Source organism: Erythrobacter tepidarius (genome assembly GCF_002155695.1).
In the GTDB taxonomy this organism is placed as follows: domain Bacteria; phylum Pseudomonadota; class Alphaproteobacteria; order Sphingomonadales; family Sphingomonadaceae; genus Erythrobacter; species Erythrobacter tepidarius.
On sequence record NZ_MUYJ01000011.1, the window covers coordinates 115,706 to 131,184 of the forward strand.

Below are 15,479 nucleotides of genomic sequence, written 5' to 3' on the forward strand. Positions count from 1 at the left end.
GCCGCGCATAGTGGCGCATCGGGGGGAGGGAAGGCAAGCGCCTCAAGCAGCGCAGCGGTAGGCGAACAAAAACGCCTCAAGCAGCGCAGCGCCAAGCGGACAGAAAATCTCAGCCGATCCCGATCGCGCACAGCCCGGCAGAGGTGGTCAGCACGGCTACCGCCTCGCCATCGCCGACCCGGTCGAGCCGCTTGATCAGCTCGCCCAGGCCATAGCCGCTTTCCGGCTCGCCCTCCTGCGCCGCCATGCCCTGCCGGAGCTTCCACAGCTGAACGATGGAGAGGCGCTTGACCATCCTTTGGGCCATGCATTCGGCGCGTTTGTCGCCGATGCCGGATTCGACCAGCGCGGCTTTGACCTGCATTTCCACCAGCGGGTTGGCGAGGCCGCTGAACAGCGCCCCACCCGCCAGCAGAATCACAAGCAGCAATCCGACGATCAGCTTACGCATCAGAAGTCTCTTGGTAATCTGGTAATCGCATCAACTTGTCCGAAAACCGGTGCCCACTTTTCGGGTTGATGCGCATCTGTAATCGCATCAACCTGTCCGAAAACCGGTGCCCACTTTTCGGGTTGATGCGATCAATCGAGCGCCTTGACGATGTCCTCGACCATCTTCTTGGCGTCGGCGAGCAGCATGACGGTCTGGTTCATGTAGAACACATCGTTATCGACCCCGGCATAGCCCACCCCGCCCATCGAGCGCTTGATGAAGAACACCTGCTTGGCCTTGTCGACGTCGAACACCGGCATCCCGTAGATGGGGCTGGACTTGTCGGTCTTGGCGGCCGGGTTCACCACGTCGTTGGCGCCTATGATGAAGGCGACATCGCACTGGGCGAATTCGGAATTGATGTCTTCGAGTTCGAACACCTCGTCATAGGGCACGCTGGCTTCGGCCAGCAGCACGTTCATGTGCCCCGGCATACGCCCCGCGACGGGGTGGATGGCATATTTCACCTCCACGCCCTTTTCCTTCAATTTGTCGGCCATCTCGCGCAGCGCGTGCTGCGCTTGGGCGACCGCCATGCCATAGCCGGGGATGATGATGACCTTCTCGGCCTGTTCGAGCATGTAGGCGGCATCTTCCGCGCTGCCCTGCTTGTAGGGCCGCTGTTCACGCGCCCCGCCGGCGCCGCCGGCGCCCGCGTCGGCCCCGAAGCCGCCCGCGATCACGCTAATGAAGCTGCGGTTCATCGCGCGGCACATGATGTAGCTGAGGATCGCGCCCGACGAGCCGACCAGCGCACCGGTGATGATCATCGCCGTGTTGCCGAGCGTGAAGCCCATCGCCGCCGCTGCCCAGCCCGAATAGGAGTTGAGCATCGACACCACCACCGGCATGTCGGCCCCGCCGATCGGGATGATCAGCAGGAAGCCGATGGCAAAGGCGAGCACGGCGATCCAGATCACCAGCTGGCCCTCGCCCGCGCCACCCGCGCCCGAGAGCGTGTAGGCACCGATGAGAGCGAGAATCGCAACCAGCGTGCCGAGGTTGATGACATGCCGCCCCGGCAGCAGGATGGGCGAACCGCTCATCCGGCCCGATAGCTTGAGGAAGGCGATGACCGAACCGGAAAAGGTGATCGCCCCGATGGCGATGCCGAGGCCCAGTTCAACGCGGCTCACCGCGATGATCTGCCCGGCCGCATCGGTGATCCCGAAAGCTGCCGGGTTGAGCCATGCGGCAAGGCCCACCACCACCGCGGCGAGACCGACGAGGCTGTGGAAGCCCGCCACCAGTTCGGGCATCGCGGTCATGGCGATGCGCCGCGCGATGGTAACGCCAAGCACCGCGCCGATCGCGATGGCAATGCCGATCTCGACAAGGTTCGTGCCGTGCATCACCAGCGTGGTGCCCACGGCAATCGCCATGCCGACCATGCCGTTGCGGTTGCCCGCCCGGCTCGAGGCAGGGCTCGAAAGCCCGCGCAGCGCGAGGATGAAGAACACGCCCGCGACAAGATAGGCGAGCATCGCCCAGGCCGGCGTCGCGCTCCCATGGGTCGCGGCGGAAAGGAGGGAGAAGGTCATCGCTTACTTCTCCTTCTTCTTGTACATCGCGAGCATCCGCTCGGTAACGGCAAAGCCGCCGAAGATGTTGATGCTGGCCATCACCACGCCCGCGAGCGCGAGATATTTCGCCACCGGGTTTTCCGCCTCGGCTGCGGCGATCAACGCGCCAACGATGATTACCGAGGAGATCGCATTGGTCACCGCCATCAGCGGCGTGTGCAGCGCCGGGGTCACCGACCAGACGACGTAATAGCCCACGAAACAGGCCAGTACGAAGATGCTGAGAATTGCAATGAAGTCCATGAATTGCCCCTCTTTGCCGATCTATTTGCCGGGCGCGAGATATTCGGTGAGCAGCGTCACCAGCCCCGGCACATCGGCACCGCGGCTGAGGTTGAATGCAATCGGCGCGGAGCCCGAGACGGTGAGCGAGACTTCCGTATCGAGATCGAAATGCCCCGCGCTCTCGAGCGTAAAAGTGGTGATCGCGCGGTAAGGGATGGTCAGAAACCGCTTCTTTGTTCCTGTCAGCCCCTGCACGTCGATCATCAGGATGCGGCGGTCGGTGAAGATGATCGCGTCCCGCACCAGCTTGAAAGCAAGGCGCACCTGCTCGCCATGCGCGAGCGCATAGGCGAGATCTTCGGCGGCATCCTCGGCGTCCCAGACCGTCGCGTTGATCAGGCCCATCGGTTCAACCAAGCAGCCGCGCGTTGACGACCTTGCCGCCCTGCGTCAGGCGGATCGCATTGCCGATTTCCTCGTCGAGCACGGGCCGCTTCGCCTCCTTGTCCCAGAAGGCGCTGAGGAAGTTATAGTGGTTGCGCGCGAACAGCGCCGAAGCGTCGGCGGGCAGATGCGCGGGCGTGTTGGAATAGCCCATGATGGTGACGCCGTGCCTGACCACCACCTCGTCGGCGACCGAGCCTTCGACATTCCCGCCCTGCGCCACCGCGAGATCGAAAATCACGCTGCCCGGCTTCATCGTCGCGATCTGCGCGTCGGTGACGAGGCGCGGGGCGGCGCGGCCCGGGATCAGCGCGGTGGTGATGACGATATCCTGCTTGGCGATATGGGCGGAAACCAGTTCGGCCTGCGCCTTCTGATATTCCTCGCTCATCTCGGTGGCATAGCCGCCCGCGCCTTCACCTTCGATGCCGGCGACCTTCTCGACGAAGATCGGCTTGGCACCCAATGACTGGATCTGCTCCTTGGTGGCGCTGCGCACGTCCGTCGCAGAAACCTGCGCTCCCAGCCGCCGCGCGGTTGCGATCGCCTGAAGCCCTGCCACGCCCACGCCCATCACGAACACGCGCGCGGCCTGCACCGTGCCGGCCGCCGTCATCATCATCGGGAAGGCGCGGCCATAGGCATCGGCCGCTGCCAGCACCGCCTTGTAGCCGGCAAGGTTCGATTGCGAGGACAAGACGTCCATCGACTGCGCGCGGGTGATGCGCGGCATGAATTCCATCGCCAGCGCCTCGAACCCGGCCGCGGCATAGGCATCGACCAGATCGCGCTTGCCGAAGGGATCGAACAGCGCCGCCACCATCGCGCCGGGCTTCGCGCCCGCCAGCAAGGCCACATCGGGCGCCTGAATGCCGAGCACGATGTCGGCATCCTTCACCGTCGCGGCCGCATCCCCGACGCTCGCGCCGGCTTCGGCATAGGCCGCATCCTCGACCGAGGCGGACAGGCCCGCCCCGGCCTCGACCGCGACCGCGCAGCCTAGCGCTGCAAACTTCTTCACCGTTTCCGGGGTGGCGGCAACGCGCGTCTCCCCCGCGGCGCGCTCCTTGAGGATGGCGATCTTCACGCGCGCGCCCGCTCAGCTGGCAATCGCTGCGATAACGGCGAACACGATCACCGCGATCACCGGCACCACCCATTTGAGCGTCGCCGTGAAGCCGCCATAGGTGGCCTGCGCCTTTTCCATGTCGTGAACAGTCATGTCCTGTCTTTCCCTTCGGGTTCCTGAACACCGCAGGCGGCATTTGGTTGCACCAGCACGGCCCTGCCGCCGCTCCTGCCTGCCCCCGTATCGAAGCACGGCCGCGCGCTCAAGTCACCTTTAATGAGAGGCTGAGGGTGGCATCCGGCGGGCATCGCGCGCGCACCGGCAACAGCCTTAATCGCGTCTTTACCCATCTCCCCTATGCAGAAGCCTGTGTCACGCCGGGACACAACCGCCCGGCGCAGGGAAAGACGAGCGGCAAGGCTGATGGCGGATATTGATTGCCACCCCGAAGCGCAGGACGATGCGCGAATCGTGATGCTGATCGATGATGAGCCCGCACAGGGCCGGCTCATCTCGGCGATCGCCGCACGCGATGGCTGGCGCACCATCATCGCCCCCGACGGCGAAACCGCGATCGCCATGCTCGGCACGCGCGAGGGGATGCAGCTGTCGGCAATCCTGCTCGATCAATGGGTGCCGGGCGATGATGCCTGCACGCTGATCGCCGAACTCAAGGCCCGCCGCCCGGCCCTGCCGATCCTGATGCTCACCACCAGCGCCTCACCCTTGCTGGCGGTGGAAGCGATGCGGGCAGGCGCGAGCGATTACCTCGTCAAGCCGGTCAGCCCCGAGCGGTTGATGGAAGCCCTGCGCAGCGCCACCACCCGCAAGACCCCGCGCGACGAGCTGGCCCCGCTCACCGAAAAGATGTCGGCCAGCCTCGATTTCGATGCGATGATCGGCACCGCGCCGCCGTTCCGGGCCGCGCTGGCGCAGGCGGCCAAGGCCGCCCGCGGCCAGGGCCATGTGCTGATCGAAGGCGAAAGCGGCACCGGCAAGGAAATGCTGATGCGTGCGATGCACGCCGCCTCCCCGCGCGCCAAGGGCCCGCTGCGGATCATCAACCTCGCCAGCATTCCGCCCGGCTCGATCGAATCGGTGCTGTTCGGCCATGAACCCGGTTCCGTTCCCGGCGCCTTCGACCGCCAGATCGGCGCGTTCCAGCATTGCGACGGCGGCACGCTGATCCTCGACGAGATCGATCGGCTCACCCCGGTGGTCCAGCAACGCCTGGGCGAGGCGCTCGACAGCGGCATCATCCGCCCGGTCGGCGCGAGCTATGGCTTTCGTGTCGATGTGCGCCTGCTGGTGACGAGCAATGTCGGGCTCGACGCGATGGTCGAAGCAGGCCAGTTCGACGCCGCGCTCGCCGCAAGGCTGGGGGCAACCCGCATCCGACTGCCCGCCCTGCGCGAGCGTACCGGTGACATCCCCGCGCTCACCCGCCACTTCCTCGCGCGCATCGGCGAACAGCCGGGGCTCAATCACCTGTCGATCTCGGAAAGCGCGCTGGCCTTGCTTGCCGCCTATGACTGGCCGGGCAATGTCCGCCAGCTGCAATCGGTGCTGTTCCGCGCGGCGGTCTATTGCGAGGGCAACACGCTCACCGCCGACAGCTTCCCGCAGCTGTCCGAAATGCTCGGCGAACAGCGCGCCAGCCGCGCGCTTGCCTCGCACGAAGGCGTGGGCATCATGCTCTATACCGAGGACGGCAACCTGCGTCCGCTCGAAGAGATCGAGGCCGATGTGATCCGCCTCGCCATCGGCCACTATCGCGGCCGCATGACCGAAGTGGCCCGCCGGCTGGGAATCGGGCGCTCGACGCTCTACCGCAAGCTCAGCGATCTCGGGATTGACAACGCGGCCTGATCTTCGGCAAGCGTACGCCACCGGGTCAGGAGTGGGTCAAGTGAACCAGCATCACCGCTAAGGCGGCCACCGCATCATCCGGGACACGGGGCCAAGCGCCCATCCCGCCGGTTCACTGCGATATCACGAGGTTCCCCATGCCAAAACCGCAAGGCGCGTTTTGCGTCGTCACCGGCGGCGCGCGCGGCATCGGCCGCGCCATTTGCGCCGCTTTCATCACCGAGGGCGCACGCGTCCTGCTGACCGACATCGACGCCGAAGGCGGCGCCGCGAGCGCGGCCGAACTCGGTTGCGATTTCCTCAAACTCGACGTGCGCTCGCAAGCCGATTGGGAGGCGCTCGCCGCGCTCCACCCCCAGGCCGACGTCGTGGTCAACAATGCCGGGATCACCGGGTTCGAGCACGGGCACCCACCCCACGATCCCGAACACGCCAGCCTGGCCGATTGGCGCGCGGTTCATGCGGTCAACACCGATGGCACCTTTCTCGGCTGCCGCTATGCGCTGCGGGCAATGCGCCAGCGCCGCAGGGGTTCGATCATCAACATCTCCTCGCGCTCGGGATTGGTCGGCATTCCCGGCGCGGCGGCCTATGCCGCCTCCAAAGCCGCGATCCGCAACCACACCAAGTCGGTTGCGCTCTATGCAGCTCAGCAAGGCTGGCAGGTGCGGTGCAATTCGGTCCACCCCGCCGCCGTGCTCACCCCGATGTGGGAGCCGATGCTGGGCAATGGGCGCGCGCGCGAGGCTACCATGGCCGCGCTGGTCGCCGACACCCCGCTCAAACGCTTCGGCACCCCGCAGGAAGTCGCGGCCCTGTGCGTCTATCTTGCCAGCGAGGAAAGCGCCTACATGACCGGAGCAGAGCTGACGCTTGACGGCGGACTGCTGGCGGGGAGCGCCGCATCGCCGGGCTAGGTGCGTGGGTGATTGCCAGGGCCGCGCACATGGCAGCGTGGCCGATGCGCGATTGGCGCAAGACATGGACGGATCGTTGGCGGGTCTTGACCATGGGGCTGCCATTTCCCGGAGCGGCGCGGGCGGGCCTGCGCGTCAACGCCATCGGCCATGTTATGGTTTCGGACGGCGGCTTTACCCTCTTATTTTCAGGAGGTAATTTCCGCCAATCCAACACCGCCCGCAATGTTTCACGTGAAACATTTCGGGAACATCACCAGCCGAACACCTGCTCTGCAAGCGTTTCGCTGGTGCTGTCCTTGAGCGTCAGGGTGAGCTTTTTCGCCTTCCAGTCGATATCGACCAGCCCGTAATTCTCGACCGGGAAAAACTTCGTCACCCGTGCGGGATCGGGTTCGCGCGCCGTGCTGCGCTCGATGTCGCTGCCGAAGGCGAGATTGAGCGAGGAACTGGTCAGCTCCCAGATGGTCTCGCCCTTGTGCCGGGTCTGGTAGATGCCCGCCGCGTGGCGATCGCCCGACAGCAGCACCAGCCCGCTCGCCTCGCGGCCCGCAAGTGCATCGAGCAGTCGGGTGCGTTCGGCCGGGAAGTTGGTCCAGCCTTCGAACTGGTGGGCCTGGGTGATGACCTGGGTCGAGGAAACCACGATGCGCAGGTCAGCCGGCTTGGCCAGCTCGGCCTCGAGCCACGCCCATTGCTCGGCGCCGAGGATGGTCTTGGCCGGATTGTCATCGGGCACATAGCTGCCGAGCGGCGGGCGGTCCTTGGTCCATGCGGCACGCTTGAGGTCGGAGCGGAAGAAGCGCGTGTCGAGCAGGATCACCTGCACCCGCTTGCCTTCAGGGCCGGTGATGGTGCTCTCGTAGATCCCGTCGCGTCCGCGCACTTCGGGCGAGGAGCCCCAGAAGGTCTCGAACAGCGCCTCGCTCCAGCGCCGGAAGGGAAAGCTGGCGCCAGCATCGTTGAGGCCGAAATCGTGATCGTCCCAGGTCGCCAGCATCGGGAACTTCGCGCGAAAAGCAGCAAATTCCGGGTGCGAGGCCTGCAAGGCATAGGCGCTGCGCAGGCTCTCCAGCCCGGCATCGGCATCCCAGGCGCTGTCGCCATAGACATTGTCGCCGATCATCAGGAACAGCTGCGGGTTCTGGGCGGCGATCTGCGCCCACATATGCTGCGAGGCGTTCTGGTGGTTGCAGCTGCCGAAGGCGATACGGGTAAGCGTGGTCGCAGGCGCCAGCGCCGGGTTCGGCCCGGCCTCGGGCATCACCACCTGCTTGCGCAGCTCGGCATAATAGGGCGCGAGCAGCTGGTCGGGCGCGAGGCTGACGCGGACCGGGACATCCTCCCCCGCCGCATGATCGTCCGCCAGCAGCGGTGCGGCAGCCAGACCGGCGGCGGCAAGGAAGGTGACGGCAATCAGCGAGCGGCGCATGGGATACTCCTCAATGGAATCGCGGGGGGATCAGCCTTGTGGCCGTGCCCCATGACAGAACCGGGGCAGCGGGAAAACCCCGCCTAGAGCGGCGGGAGCTGGCTGAAATCGGTCAGTGCCGCATCCCTGAGGCCGCGCCAGACATTGCGGACCTGCACCGTTTCCGCAACATCATGGACACGCAGCAGGTGAACGCCCGCCTCCATCCCCTTCACCGCCAGCGCGATCGAGCCTGCCAGCCGCGCATCAGCGCTTTCCTCGCCCGAGAGCGCGCCGATCAAGCGCTTGCGGCTCACTCCGAGCAGGATCGGGCTGCCGAGTGCGTGGAACAGCGGCAGGGCATTGAGCAGCGCAAGGTTTTCCGAGAGCGACTTGCCGAAGCCGATGCCCGGATCGCAGATGATCCGCGCCTCGGCAATGCCGGCCGCAATCGCGCGCGCGCGCGCCAGCTTGAGGAAGTCGAACACCTCGCACACCACATCGCGATAATGCCCGCCGGCGTGGAGATCCTCGCCCGCGCCGGGCGCGTGCATCAGCACCACCGGGCAGCCACTGGCGGCCACCAGCGCGATGCTGCGCGGATCATAGCGCAAGGCGGAAACGTCATTGGCCATGTGCGCACCCGCCGCCAACGCCGCCTCGAGCACGCCCGCGCGGCGGGTATCGACGCTGATCGCAGCGCCCATTCTTGCGCAATATTCGACCGCGGGAATGACCCGGCGGATTTCCTCGTCCTCGAAGGTTGCCGCAGCACCCGGCCGGGTGCTTTCCCCGCCGATATCGATGATCGCCGCCCCCGCTTCGAGCATCGCTGCCGCCGCATCGCGCCCGGCCTGCGGATCGATATTCTTGCCCCCGTCGGAAAAGCTGTCGGGCGTGACGTTGAGGATGCCCATCACCTGCGGCTGATCGAGCCGGATGGTGCGATTGCCGAGCTGGAGCGGCCCGTGGACTTTGCGCAGATTGTCCCACTGCCGCGCCGCCTCGCGCGCCGCCAGATCGGGCAGGCGGGCAATGGCCTTCTCCATCCTGGCGGGCGTGGTGATGATCCGCTCGGCCACTTCGCCGGTCGCATCGCGCAGCACCAGCGCGAATTCGCGGGCATAGGCCATCGAGCCGCCGAGCCGCACCGCATCGCCATCCACGGCCTGCGGGCCGGAGACGAGGGTGACGGGGAACAGATAGACGCTATCGCTCACGGGCCGCGATCAATCCTCGGCTGCGAGCAGGTAGAGCTGGCGCACGGCGTCGATCGGCTGCACCTCGCCGCCGCTCTCGAAGTGCCAGAAAGTCCAGCCGTTGCACGAGGGCGCGCCCTGCAACGCCTTGCCCAGCCCATGGATCGAGCCGGTTTTCCCGCCGCATTCCAGACTGCCATCGGCCCGCACCGTGGCGATCCAGCGGCGCTTGCGATCGAACAGCTTGCTGCCGGCCGGGATCAGCCCGGTTTCGACCACCGCGCCGAAGGCGACCTTGGGCGCGGCGCGAGGGCTCTGCATTGTGGTCAGAGCGCTCTCATCGAGCGGCAATTCCTTGGCGATCCGCTTTTCGGCAACCGAGCGGTAGAAAGCCTCACGCTCGCAGCCGATCCACTCGCGGCCCAGCCTTTTCGCGACCGCGCCGGTGGTGCCAGTGCCGAAGAAGGGATCGAGCACCACGTCACCCTTCTCGGTGGTGGCGAGCAGCACGCGGTAGAGCAGCGCCTCGGGCTTCTGGGTGGGATGGGCCTTCCTGCCGCCTTCCTTCAGCCGCTCGGCCCCCGAACAGATCGGCAGCACCCAGTCCGAGCGCATCTGGAGCTCGTCGTTCAGGGTCTTCATCGCCCGGTAATTGAAGTGGTAGCGCGCCTTCTCGCCCATGCTCGCCCAGATCAGGGTTTCATGCGCATTGGTGAAGCGGGTGCCCTTGAAATTGGGCATCGGGTTGGTTTTGCGCCAGACGATGTCGTTGAGGATCCAGAAGCCCAGGTCCTGAAGGATCGAGCCGACGCGGAAGATGTTGTGATAGGAGCCGATCACCCATAGCGCACCATCGGGCTTCAGGACGCGGCGCGCCTCGGTCAGCCATTCGCGGGTGAACTTGTCATAGGCTGCCATCGAATCGAACCGGTCCCAGTGATCGGTCACCGCATCGACATGGCTGCCGTCGGGGCGATTGAGCTCGCCGCCGAGCTGGAGATTGTAGGGCGGATCGGCAAAGACCAGATCGACGCAGGCCGAAGGCAGCGCGCGCATCGCCTCGATGCAGTCACCCGGCAGGATGCGACCAAGGGGAAGATCGGGCGCGCGCACCATTTTATCCGTTTTTTCAACGGTCTTTGTGCGCGCCTTCACCTTCTCTATGACACTCACCGGACTGGCCCCGCTGTTCTGGCTGTTGCCTTATCCACAGGCATGAGTCCCTGAAGAGTCCGCGTCAAGCACCTAATTTTGCGGGAAACATGGTTAACTCATCGTAAAGCCCCGGAACGAAACGGGATCGCCACAAGATGTTGAGTCCTGCCCGCGCTTGGGGACTCGATATGCAGCGGTGTGGCCGCGAGGACTCACATGCACGCCGATCCGCCAATCCAGCGCAGGCCGGGGTGATGCGAGAATGGGTCAGATCAGCGTCAGCTGCGCCACGGGGGCAAAACTGCGGCGGTGGAGCGGGCTAGGCCCGTGCACCCGCAGCGCCTCCATGTGTTCGGCGGTGCCATAGCCTTTGTTGCGTTCCCAGCCGTAGTGGGGGAAGGCCTCGGCGGCCTCAAGCATCAGCCGGTCGCGCCATTGCTTGGCGATGATCGAGGCGGCGGAGATCGCCGGCTCGATCCCGTCACCGCCGACGATCGCGCGCGCCGGCCAGCACCAGTCGGCACAGCGGCCCGCCGGAGTCATGTTGCCGTCGATCAGCACCTCGCACGGCCCCGCGCCGAGCGCGCCCGCAAGGCGTGCCACCGCGCGGGTCATGGCCAGCATCGTCGCCTGGAAGATATTGATCCGGTCGATCACCTCGGGCCCCACCACCGCCACCGCCCAGCAGCAGCTCGCCCGGATCGCCGCGTCGAGCAGAGCGCGGCGCGCGGGCGAAAGGCGCTTGGAATCGTCGAGCCCTGTCGGTATCGCCGCCCCAAGCACGACCGCCGCGGCCACCACCGGCCCGGCGAGCGGCCCGCGGCCGGCCTCGTCAACCCCGATGACCACCGCCTTGTCCTGCGTCGTAAAGCCCGGAGTGAGCCCCAGCATGTTCCTCTCGTCCCGATTGCTCGCCGCTCTTTCCCTGTCCGCGCTCGCGCTGGCAAGCTGCGCGAAGGCCGAAACCGGGGAAAGCGAACCGATCGTGGCCGGCACCGGCCCCGCCACCCCCTTCACTTCGCAGGAAGTCGCCACTTTTGACGAGCCCTGGGCAATCGCCTTTGCCCCGGGCACCAACGTGCTGTTCGTCACCGAAAAGGCCGGCGCGCTGAAATTCATCGACACCGCTAGCGGCACTACCGGCACGGTCAACGGATTGCCGCAAGTCGCCTATGGCGGCCAGGGCGGGCTGGGCGATGTCGCCTTCCTGCCTGGCGAAGCCTCGGCGACGCTGGGCGGGCGCACGATCTATCTGAGCTGGGCCGAAGCGGGCGAGAACGACACCCGCGGCGCAGCGGTCGGCAAGGGCAGGCTGGAATGCGACGCGCCCACCGCCTGCACCATTGAGGGCCTCGCGGTGATCTGGCGCCAGACCCCGAAGGTGACGGGGCGTGGCCACTATTCTCACCGCCTCAGCATCTCGCCCGATGGCCGCTATCTCTATGTCGCCAGCGGCGAGCGGCAGAAGATGACGCCTGCGCAGGATACCAGCACGACGCTCGGCAAGATCGTCCGCCTCAACCTCGACGGCACGCCTGCCGCGGGCAATCCGATGGCGGAAATGGCGAGGCAAACCGGAAACCCCGTCACGGCAGAGATCTGGTCCTACGGTCACCGCAACATTCTCGGCATGGCTTGGGATGCCCAGGGGCGGCTGTGGGAGGTCGAACATGGCCCGGCCGGGGGCGATGAACTCAACCTCGTCAAGCCGGGCGCCAATTACGGCTGGCCGATCCGCTCCAACGGCGATCACTACAACGGCGATGCGATCCCCGATCACGCCGAAGGGGACGGCTTTGCCCGGCCCGCCGCGAGCTGGACCCCGGTGATCGCGCCGGGCGACATGCTGATCTATTCGGGCAGCATGTTTGCCGACCTGCAGGGCCACGCGCTGATCGCCGGGCTTGGCAGCATGGCGCTGGTCGATGTCGCCTTCGAGGGCGAAAGCGCGCGCGAAGTCACCCGCTGGAGCTTCGAACGCCGCCTGCGCAGCCTTGCACAGGGGCCAGACGGGGCGATCTGGGTGGCCGAGGACGGCAAGGGCGCGCGGCTGCTGAAGCTCATTGCCCGCTGATGGTCACCGCCACCGCCACCCTGATCCCGCTCGAAGCGGTCGATCCCGCGATGATCGAGGAAGTGCTTGACCGTGCCTTCGGGCCGGACCGTCACGCGCGCACCGCCTACCGCATCCGGGAAGGAATGAACTGGCTGCCCGGCCTCAGCCTCGCGGCGCTCGATGCCGATGACATGCTGGTCGGCACGATTCAGTGCTGGCCCATCGGCTTGCAGACCAGACAAGGGCAAGTGCCGCTGGTGATGGTCGGCCCCGTCGCCGTGGTGCCTGAACGGCAGGGTGAGGGCTTTGGCATCGGCCTGATGAGCGCGATGATCGCCGAGGATGCACGGCTGGCCGCGAGCGGAGGCCCTGCCCTTCCGCAGGTGCTGATCGGCGATGCCGAATATTACGGGCGCTGGGGCTTTTCCGCGGCGATGACGGGCGGCTGGCGCTGCCCCGGCCCCTATGAACCACACCGTCTTCTGGCGCGCGGCCATGGTCTGGCGGCGATGCCGGCCGAAGGAATGCTGGGGCCGTGGGCGGGATAGGAGAAGGTAACCCCTTCACCTTGCGCGCCCCATCTGCCATCCCTTGCCTGCGATGCCCTACGAACCGCCTCCGCACCTTGCCGGACTGACGCTCGCCGAGATCGCCGCGCTGGTCGACGCGCGCAAGCTGCCGCCGGTCGAAAGCTGGTCGCCGCAGCAGGTAGGCGAAAGCCACATGGTGATCGCCGCCGATGGAACGTGGTTCCACGAGGGCGGGGTGATCCGGCGCGAGGCGATGGTGCGCGCCTTCGCCAGCCTGCTCACCCGCGATGCGGCGGGGCATCACTGGCTGGTGACCCCGGTCGAGAAGCTCAGCATCGAGGTCGAGGATGCGGCCTTCATCGCCACCGACTGCGTGCGCAAGGACGATGCGCTGGTGTTCCGACTCAACACCGATGAACTGGTGATCGCCGGGCCGGAGCATCGCTTGCGGGCCGCCGGCACCGCCGAAAATCCGGCGCTCTATCTCCATGTCAGGCGCGGCTGCGAGGCACGGCTCAACCGTTCCACCTGGGCGCAGCTGGCCGAGATCGCGCTGGCCGAAGGGGCCGAAAGCAACGGCTGGCGCATCGCCAGCCAGGGCATGAGCTTCGCGCTTCTGCCATGACGCGCGCGCCCCGGCCCAGCCTCTACGAACCGCTCGCGCGGCTCTTTGCCGAAGGCCACGCGCGCGACATTCCCGATCTGCTCAGCGATGCCCAATTCGCCCGCGATGGGCGCGCCACGCCCGCAGCCGTGCTGATCGCGATCACCGACGTACCGGATGATCCGCAGGTCATCCTCACCCAGCGCCCCCGGTCGATGCGCGATCATCCCGGGCAAGTCGCCTTTCCCGGAGGCAAGATCGATCCGGGCGAGGACGCCGTGACCGCCGCCCTGCGCGAGGCCGAGGAGGAACTGGGCCTGCCGCGCACGGCGGTGCGGGTGATCGGCACCAGCGATCTCTACCACACCGGCACGGGTTTCATCGTCACCCCGGTGGTGGGCGTGGTGCCGCCGGGGCTGGACCTGCGGCCCGATCCGGTCGAGGTCGCCGACTGGTTCGAGGCGCCGCTGGCACTGCTGCTCGATCCGGCCAGCTGGACCGCCCATGAAACCTTCTGGCGCGGGGCCAATCGGCGCTATCTCGAACTCGAATGGCAGGGGTTCCGGATCTGGGGTGTGACCGCGGCGATCATCGCCAACCTGTCACGCCGGATTGCGCTGGAGGGGCTGAAGAATGCTGCGTGATCTGGCCGAGGCGCAATGGCCGGCCCGCGCGGGGCTTGCCGCGCTGACGGCGGCGCTGGGCGCAGCCAATATCCGCTGGGTCGGCGGGGCGGTGCGCGATGGCCTGCTCGGGGCCGAAGTGCATGATGTCGACTGCGCGACGCGGCTGCTGCCGGCCGAGGTGATCGACCGTTGCCGCGCCGCCGGCATCCGCACCGTGCCCACGGGGATCGCGCATGGCACCGTTACCGCGATCCTCACCGATGGCCCGGTCGAGATCACCACGCTCAGGCGCGATGTCGAAACCGACGGGCGGCGCGCCACCATCGCCTTCGCCTCGGACTGGCGCGAGGATGCGGCGCGGCGCGATTTCACCATCAACGCGCTCTATGCCCATCCGGTGACGCTGGAGATCAGCGATTATTTCGGCGGGCTTGATGACCTGCGCGCCCAGCGGGTGCGCTTCATCGGCTCGGCGCGGCAGCGGATTGCCGAGGATCACTTGCGGATCCTGCGCTACTACCGGTTCCAGGCGCGCTTCGGTGCGGCGCTGGATGACGAGGCCGAAAGTGCCTGCGCCGCATTGGCGCACACCCTGAAAGGTCTCAGCCGCGAGCGGATCGCGGCCGAACTGCTCGCACTGCTGGCCCTTCCCGATCCGCACGCGACGCTGGCGCGGATGCGCAAGAATGGCGTGCTCGGCGTGATCCTGCCCGAAGCCTGCGCCGCGCAGCTCGCCGCGCTTGCCCGGCTGATCGCAGCCGAGCGCGAACAGGGCTTTGCTCCCGATCCCGTTCGGCGACTGGCCGCGCTGCTCCCGCCCTCGCCCGAAGTGGCCGAGACCGTCGCCGCGCGCCTGCGCCTTTCCAAGGCCCAGCGCATCAGACTCGTCACCGCTGCCGAGCGCGGCCCAAGCGATGCCGAAAATCCCCGGATGCTTGCCTATCGCCTCACCCCGCCGTTGGCGATCGACCGGCTGCTGCTGGGCGGCAGCGATGCGCGGGTGCTCGAAGGCTGGAGCGTGCCCAGCTTCCCGCTCAAGGGCGGGACAATCGTCGCCCGCGGGGTCAGCGCCGGCCCGGAGGTTGCCCGCATCCTCCACGAGGTCGAGGCGCGCTGGGTGGCCGAAGGCTTCCCGGATTCGGCCCGCATCGGGCAATTGCTCGACGAAGCGCTCGCCAGCCGGCCCCGGACAGGGTGAAGCGCGCCTGAGGAGCGACGGATGGCCCTGCAAGCCCGCCTGCGGGGGTGGCCATGCCGCCGCCGGGTGCTCTAGGAACCTTCCGCGGGTCTGATGCATT

At 66.9% G+C, this 15,479-nt stretch carries 17 protein-coding genes; 7 read left to right on the forward strand and 10 right to left on the reverse strand.

What is annotated here, in order from left to right; translation table 11 throughout:
* Positions 1-109 precede the first annotated feature (109 nt).
* From BZF61_RS11985 to BZF61_RS16075, 6 genes are all read right to left on the reverse strand, one after another.
* The gene (locus tag BZF61_RS11985; protein WP_086619523.1) at positions 110-451 is read right to left on the reverse strand and encodes a hypothetical protein; all 342 of its coding nucleotides are present in this window, start codon (positions 449-451) and stop codon (positions 110-112) included.
* A 131-nt stretch (positions 452-582) separates the two neighbouring features.
* Positions 583-2,034 (reverse strand): NAD(P)(+) transhydrogenase (Re/Si-specific) subunit beta, encoded by a 1,452-nt coding sequence (locus BZF61_RS11990; protein WP_086619525.1) that lies wholly within the window; start codon positions 2,032-2,034, stop codon positions 583-585.
* A 3-nt stretch (positions 2,035-2,037) separates the two neighbouring features.
* A complete protein-coding gene (locus tag BZF61_RS11995) occupies positions 2,038-2,319 on the reverse strand; it encodes an NAD(P) transhydrogenase subunit alpha part 2 (protein ID WP_086608040.1) in 282 nt (93 codons plus the stop codon).
* Between the two features lie 21 nt (positions 2,320-2,340).
* On the reverse strand, positions 2,341-2,718 hold the full coding sequence (locus tag BZF61_RS12000; protein ID WP_211276771.1) for a PH domain-containing protein: 378 nt from the start codon (positions 2,716-2,718) through the stop codon (positions 2,341-2,343).
* A complete protein-coding gene (locus BZF61_RS12005) occupies positions 2,711-3,832 on the reverse strand; it encodes an NAD(P) transhydrogenase subunit alpha (RefSeq protein WP_086619528.1) in 1,122 nt (373 codons plus the stop codon). The genes BZF61_RS12000 and BZF61_RS12005 overlap by 8 nt, the downstream gene beginning before the upstream one ends.
* 12 nt (positions 3,833-3,844) lie before the next feature.
* Positions 3,845-3,967 carry a hypothetical protein gene (locus BZF61_RS16075; protein WP_281251535.1) on the reverse strand — a complete coding sequence of 41 codons (123 nt, stop codon included), beginning with the start codon at positions 3,965-3,967 and terminating at the stop codon, positions 3,845-3,847.
* Positions 3,968-4,237: 270 nt separating this feature from the next.
* Between BZF61_RS16075 and BZF61_RS12010 the strand changes: the two genes are divergently transcribed.
* Both BZF61_RS12010 and BZF61_RS12015 read left to right on the forward strand, forming a co-directional pair.
* Complete coding sequence (locus BZF61_RS12010; protein WP_086619529.1) at positions 4,238-5,683, forward strand: sigma-54-dependent transcriptional regulator; 1,446 nt, start codon at positions 4,238-4,240, stop codon at positions 5,681-5,683.
* Between the two features lie 137 nt (positions 5,684-5,820).
* Positions 5,821-6,600 (forward strand): SDR family NAD(P)-dependent oxidoreductase, encoded by a 780-nt coding sequence (locus BZF61_RS12015; RefSeq protein WP_086619530.1) that lies wholly within the window; start codon positions 5,821-5,823, stop codon positions 6,598-6,600.
* 253 nt (positions 6,601-6,853) lie between these two features.
* Here BZF61_RS12015 and BZF61_RS12020 read toward each other — a convergent pair whose 3' ends face one another.
* From BZF61_RS12020 to BZF61_RS12035, 4 genes are all read right to left on the reverse strand, one after another.
* Complete coding sequence (locus BZF61_RS12020) at positions 6,854-8,032, reverse strand: alkaline phosphatase D family protein (RefSeq protein ID WP_086619532.1); 1,179 nt, start codon at positions 8,030-8,032, stop codon at positions 6,854-6,856.
* 83 nt (positions 8,033-8,115) lie between these two features.
* Positions 8,116-9,231 carry a dihydropteroate synthase gene (folP, locus tag BZF61_RS12025; RefSeq protein WP_086619533.1) on the reverse strand — a complete coding sequence of 372 codons (1,116 nt, stop codon included), beginning with the start codon at positions 9,229-9,231 and terminating at the stop codon, positions 8,116-8,118.
* Positions 9,232-9,240: 9 nt separating this feature from the next.
* Positions 9,241-10,326: a site-specific DNA-methyltransferase gene (locus tag BZF61_RS12030; protein WP_086619534.1), complete on the reverse strand. Its 1,086-nt coding sequence runs from the start codon at positions 10,324-10,326 to the stop codon at positions 9,241-9,243.
* Positions 10,327-10,632: 306 nt separating this feature from the next.
* Positions 10,633-11,256 carry a ribonuclease HII gene (locus tag BZF61_RS12035; protein WP_086619536.1) on the reverse strand — a complete coding sequence of 208 codons (624 nt, stop codon included), beginning with the start codon at positions 11,254-11,256 and terminating at the stop codon, positions 10,633-10,635.
* Between BZF61_RS12035 and BZF61_RS12040 the strand changes: the two genes are divergently transcribed.
* The 5 genes from BZF61_RS12040 to BZF61_RS12060 are packed head-to-tail and all read left to right on the forward strand — an operon-like array spanning position 11,255 to position 15,379.
* The gene (locus BZF61_RS12040; protein WP_086619537.1) at positions 11,255-12,439 is read left to right on the forward strand and encodes a PQQ-dependent sugar dehydrogenase; all 1,185 of its coding nucleotides are present in this window, start codon (positions 11,255-11,257) and stop codon (positions 12,437-12,439) included. The two genes, BZF61_RS12035 and BZF61_RS12040, sit on opposite strands and share 2 nt — an antisense overlap.
* A complete protein-coding gene (locus tag BZF61_RS12045; protein WP_086619539.1) occupies positions 12,439-12,969 on the forward strand; it encodes a GNAT family N-acetyltransferase in 531 nt (176 codons plus the stop codon). The genes BZF61_RS12040 and BZF61_RS12045 overlap by 1 nt, the downstream gene beginning before the upstream one ends.
* A gap of 52 nt (positions 12,970-13,021) precedes the next feature.
* Positions 13,022-13,576 carry a DUF1285 domain-containing protein gene (locus tag BZF61_RS12050; RefSeq protein ID WP_086619540.1) on the forward strand — a complete coding sequence of 185 codons (555 nt, stop codon included), beginning with the start codon at positions 13,022-13,024 and terminating at the stop codon, positions 13,574-13,576.
* A complete protein-coding gene (locus BZF61_RS12055) occupies positions 13,573-14,199 on the forward strand; it encodes a CoA pyrophosphatase (protein WP_086619541.1) in 627 nt (208 codons plus the stop codon). Before BZF61_RS12050 ends, BZF61_RS12055 begins: the two co-directional genes overlap by 4 nt.
* Complete coding sequence (locus tag BZF61_RS12060; protein WP_086619543.1) at positions 14,189-15,379, forward strand: CCA tRNA nucleotidyltransferase; 1,191 nt, start codon at positions 14,189-14,191, stop codon at positions 15,377-15,379. Before BZF61_RS12055 ends, BZF61_RS12060 begins: the two co-directional genes overlap by 11 nt.
* Positions 15,380-15,479: the final 100 nt, after the last annotated feature.

Excerpts from the sequence above, each read along its gene's own strand:
- BZF61_RS12060 (WP_086619543.1), top strand. The coding sequence starts at position 14,189 with ATGCTGCGTGATCTGGCCGAGGCGCAATGGCCGGCCCGCGCGGGGCTT.
- BZF61_RS12020 (WP_086619532.1), bottom strand. The coding sequence starts at position 8,032 with ATGCGCCGCTCGCTGATTGCCGTCACCTTCCTTGCCGCCGCCGGTCTG.
- BZF61_RS16075 (WP_281251535.1), bottom strand. The coding sequence starts at position 3,967 with ATGACTGTTCACGACATGGAAAAGGCGCAGGCCACCTATGGCGGCTTC.
- BZF61_RS12030 (WP_086619534.1), bottom strand. The coding sequence starts at position 10,326 with ATGGTGCGCGCGCCCGATCTTCCCCTTGGTCGCATCCTGCCGGGTGAC.
- BZF61_RS12035 (WP_086619536.1), bottom strand. The coding sequence starts at position 11,256 with ATGCTGGGGCTCACTCCGGGCTTTACGACGCAGGACAAGGCGGTGGTC.
- BZF61_RS12010 (WP_086619529.1), top strand. The coding sequence starts at position 4,238 with ATGGCGGATATTGATTGCCACCCCGAAGCGCAGGACGATGCGCGAATC.
- BZF61_RS11995 (WP_086608040.1), bottom strand. The coding sequence starts at position 2,319 with ATGGACTTCATTGCAATTCTCAGCATCTTCGTACTGGCCTGTTTCGTG.
- BZF61_RS11985 (WP_086619523.1), bottom strand. The coding sequence starts at position 451 with ATGCGTAAGCTGATCGTCGGATTGCTGCTTGTGATTCTGCTGGCGGGT.
- BZF61_RS12045 (WP_086619539.1), top strand. The coding sequence starts at position 12,439 with ATGGTCACCGCCACCGCCACCCTGATCCCGCTCGAAGCGGTCGATCCC.
- BZF61_RS11990 (WP_086619525.1), bottom strand. The coding sequence starts at position 2,034 with ATGACCTTCTCCCTCCTTTCCGCCGCGACCCATGGGAGCGCGACGCCG.
- BZF61_RS12055 (WP_086619541.1), top strand. The coding sequence starts at position 13,573 with ATGACGCGCGCGCCCCGGCCCAGCCTCTACGAACCGCTCGCGCGGCTC.
- BZF61_RS12015 (WP_086619530.1), top strand. The coding sequence starts at position 5,821 with ATGCCAAAACCGCAAGGCGCGTTTTGCGTCGTCACCGGCGGCGCGCGC.
- BZF61_RS12050 (WP_086619540.1), top strand. The coding sequence starts at position 13,022 with ATGCCCTACGAACCGCCTCCGCACCTTGCCGGACTGACGCTCGCCGAG.
- BZF61_RS12040 (WP_086619537.1), top strand. The coding sequence starts at position 11,255 with ATGTTCCTCTCGTCCCGATTGCTCGCCGCTCTTTCCCTGTCCGCGCTC.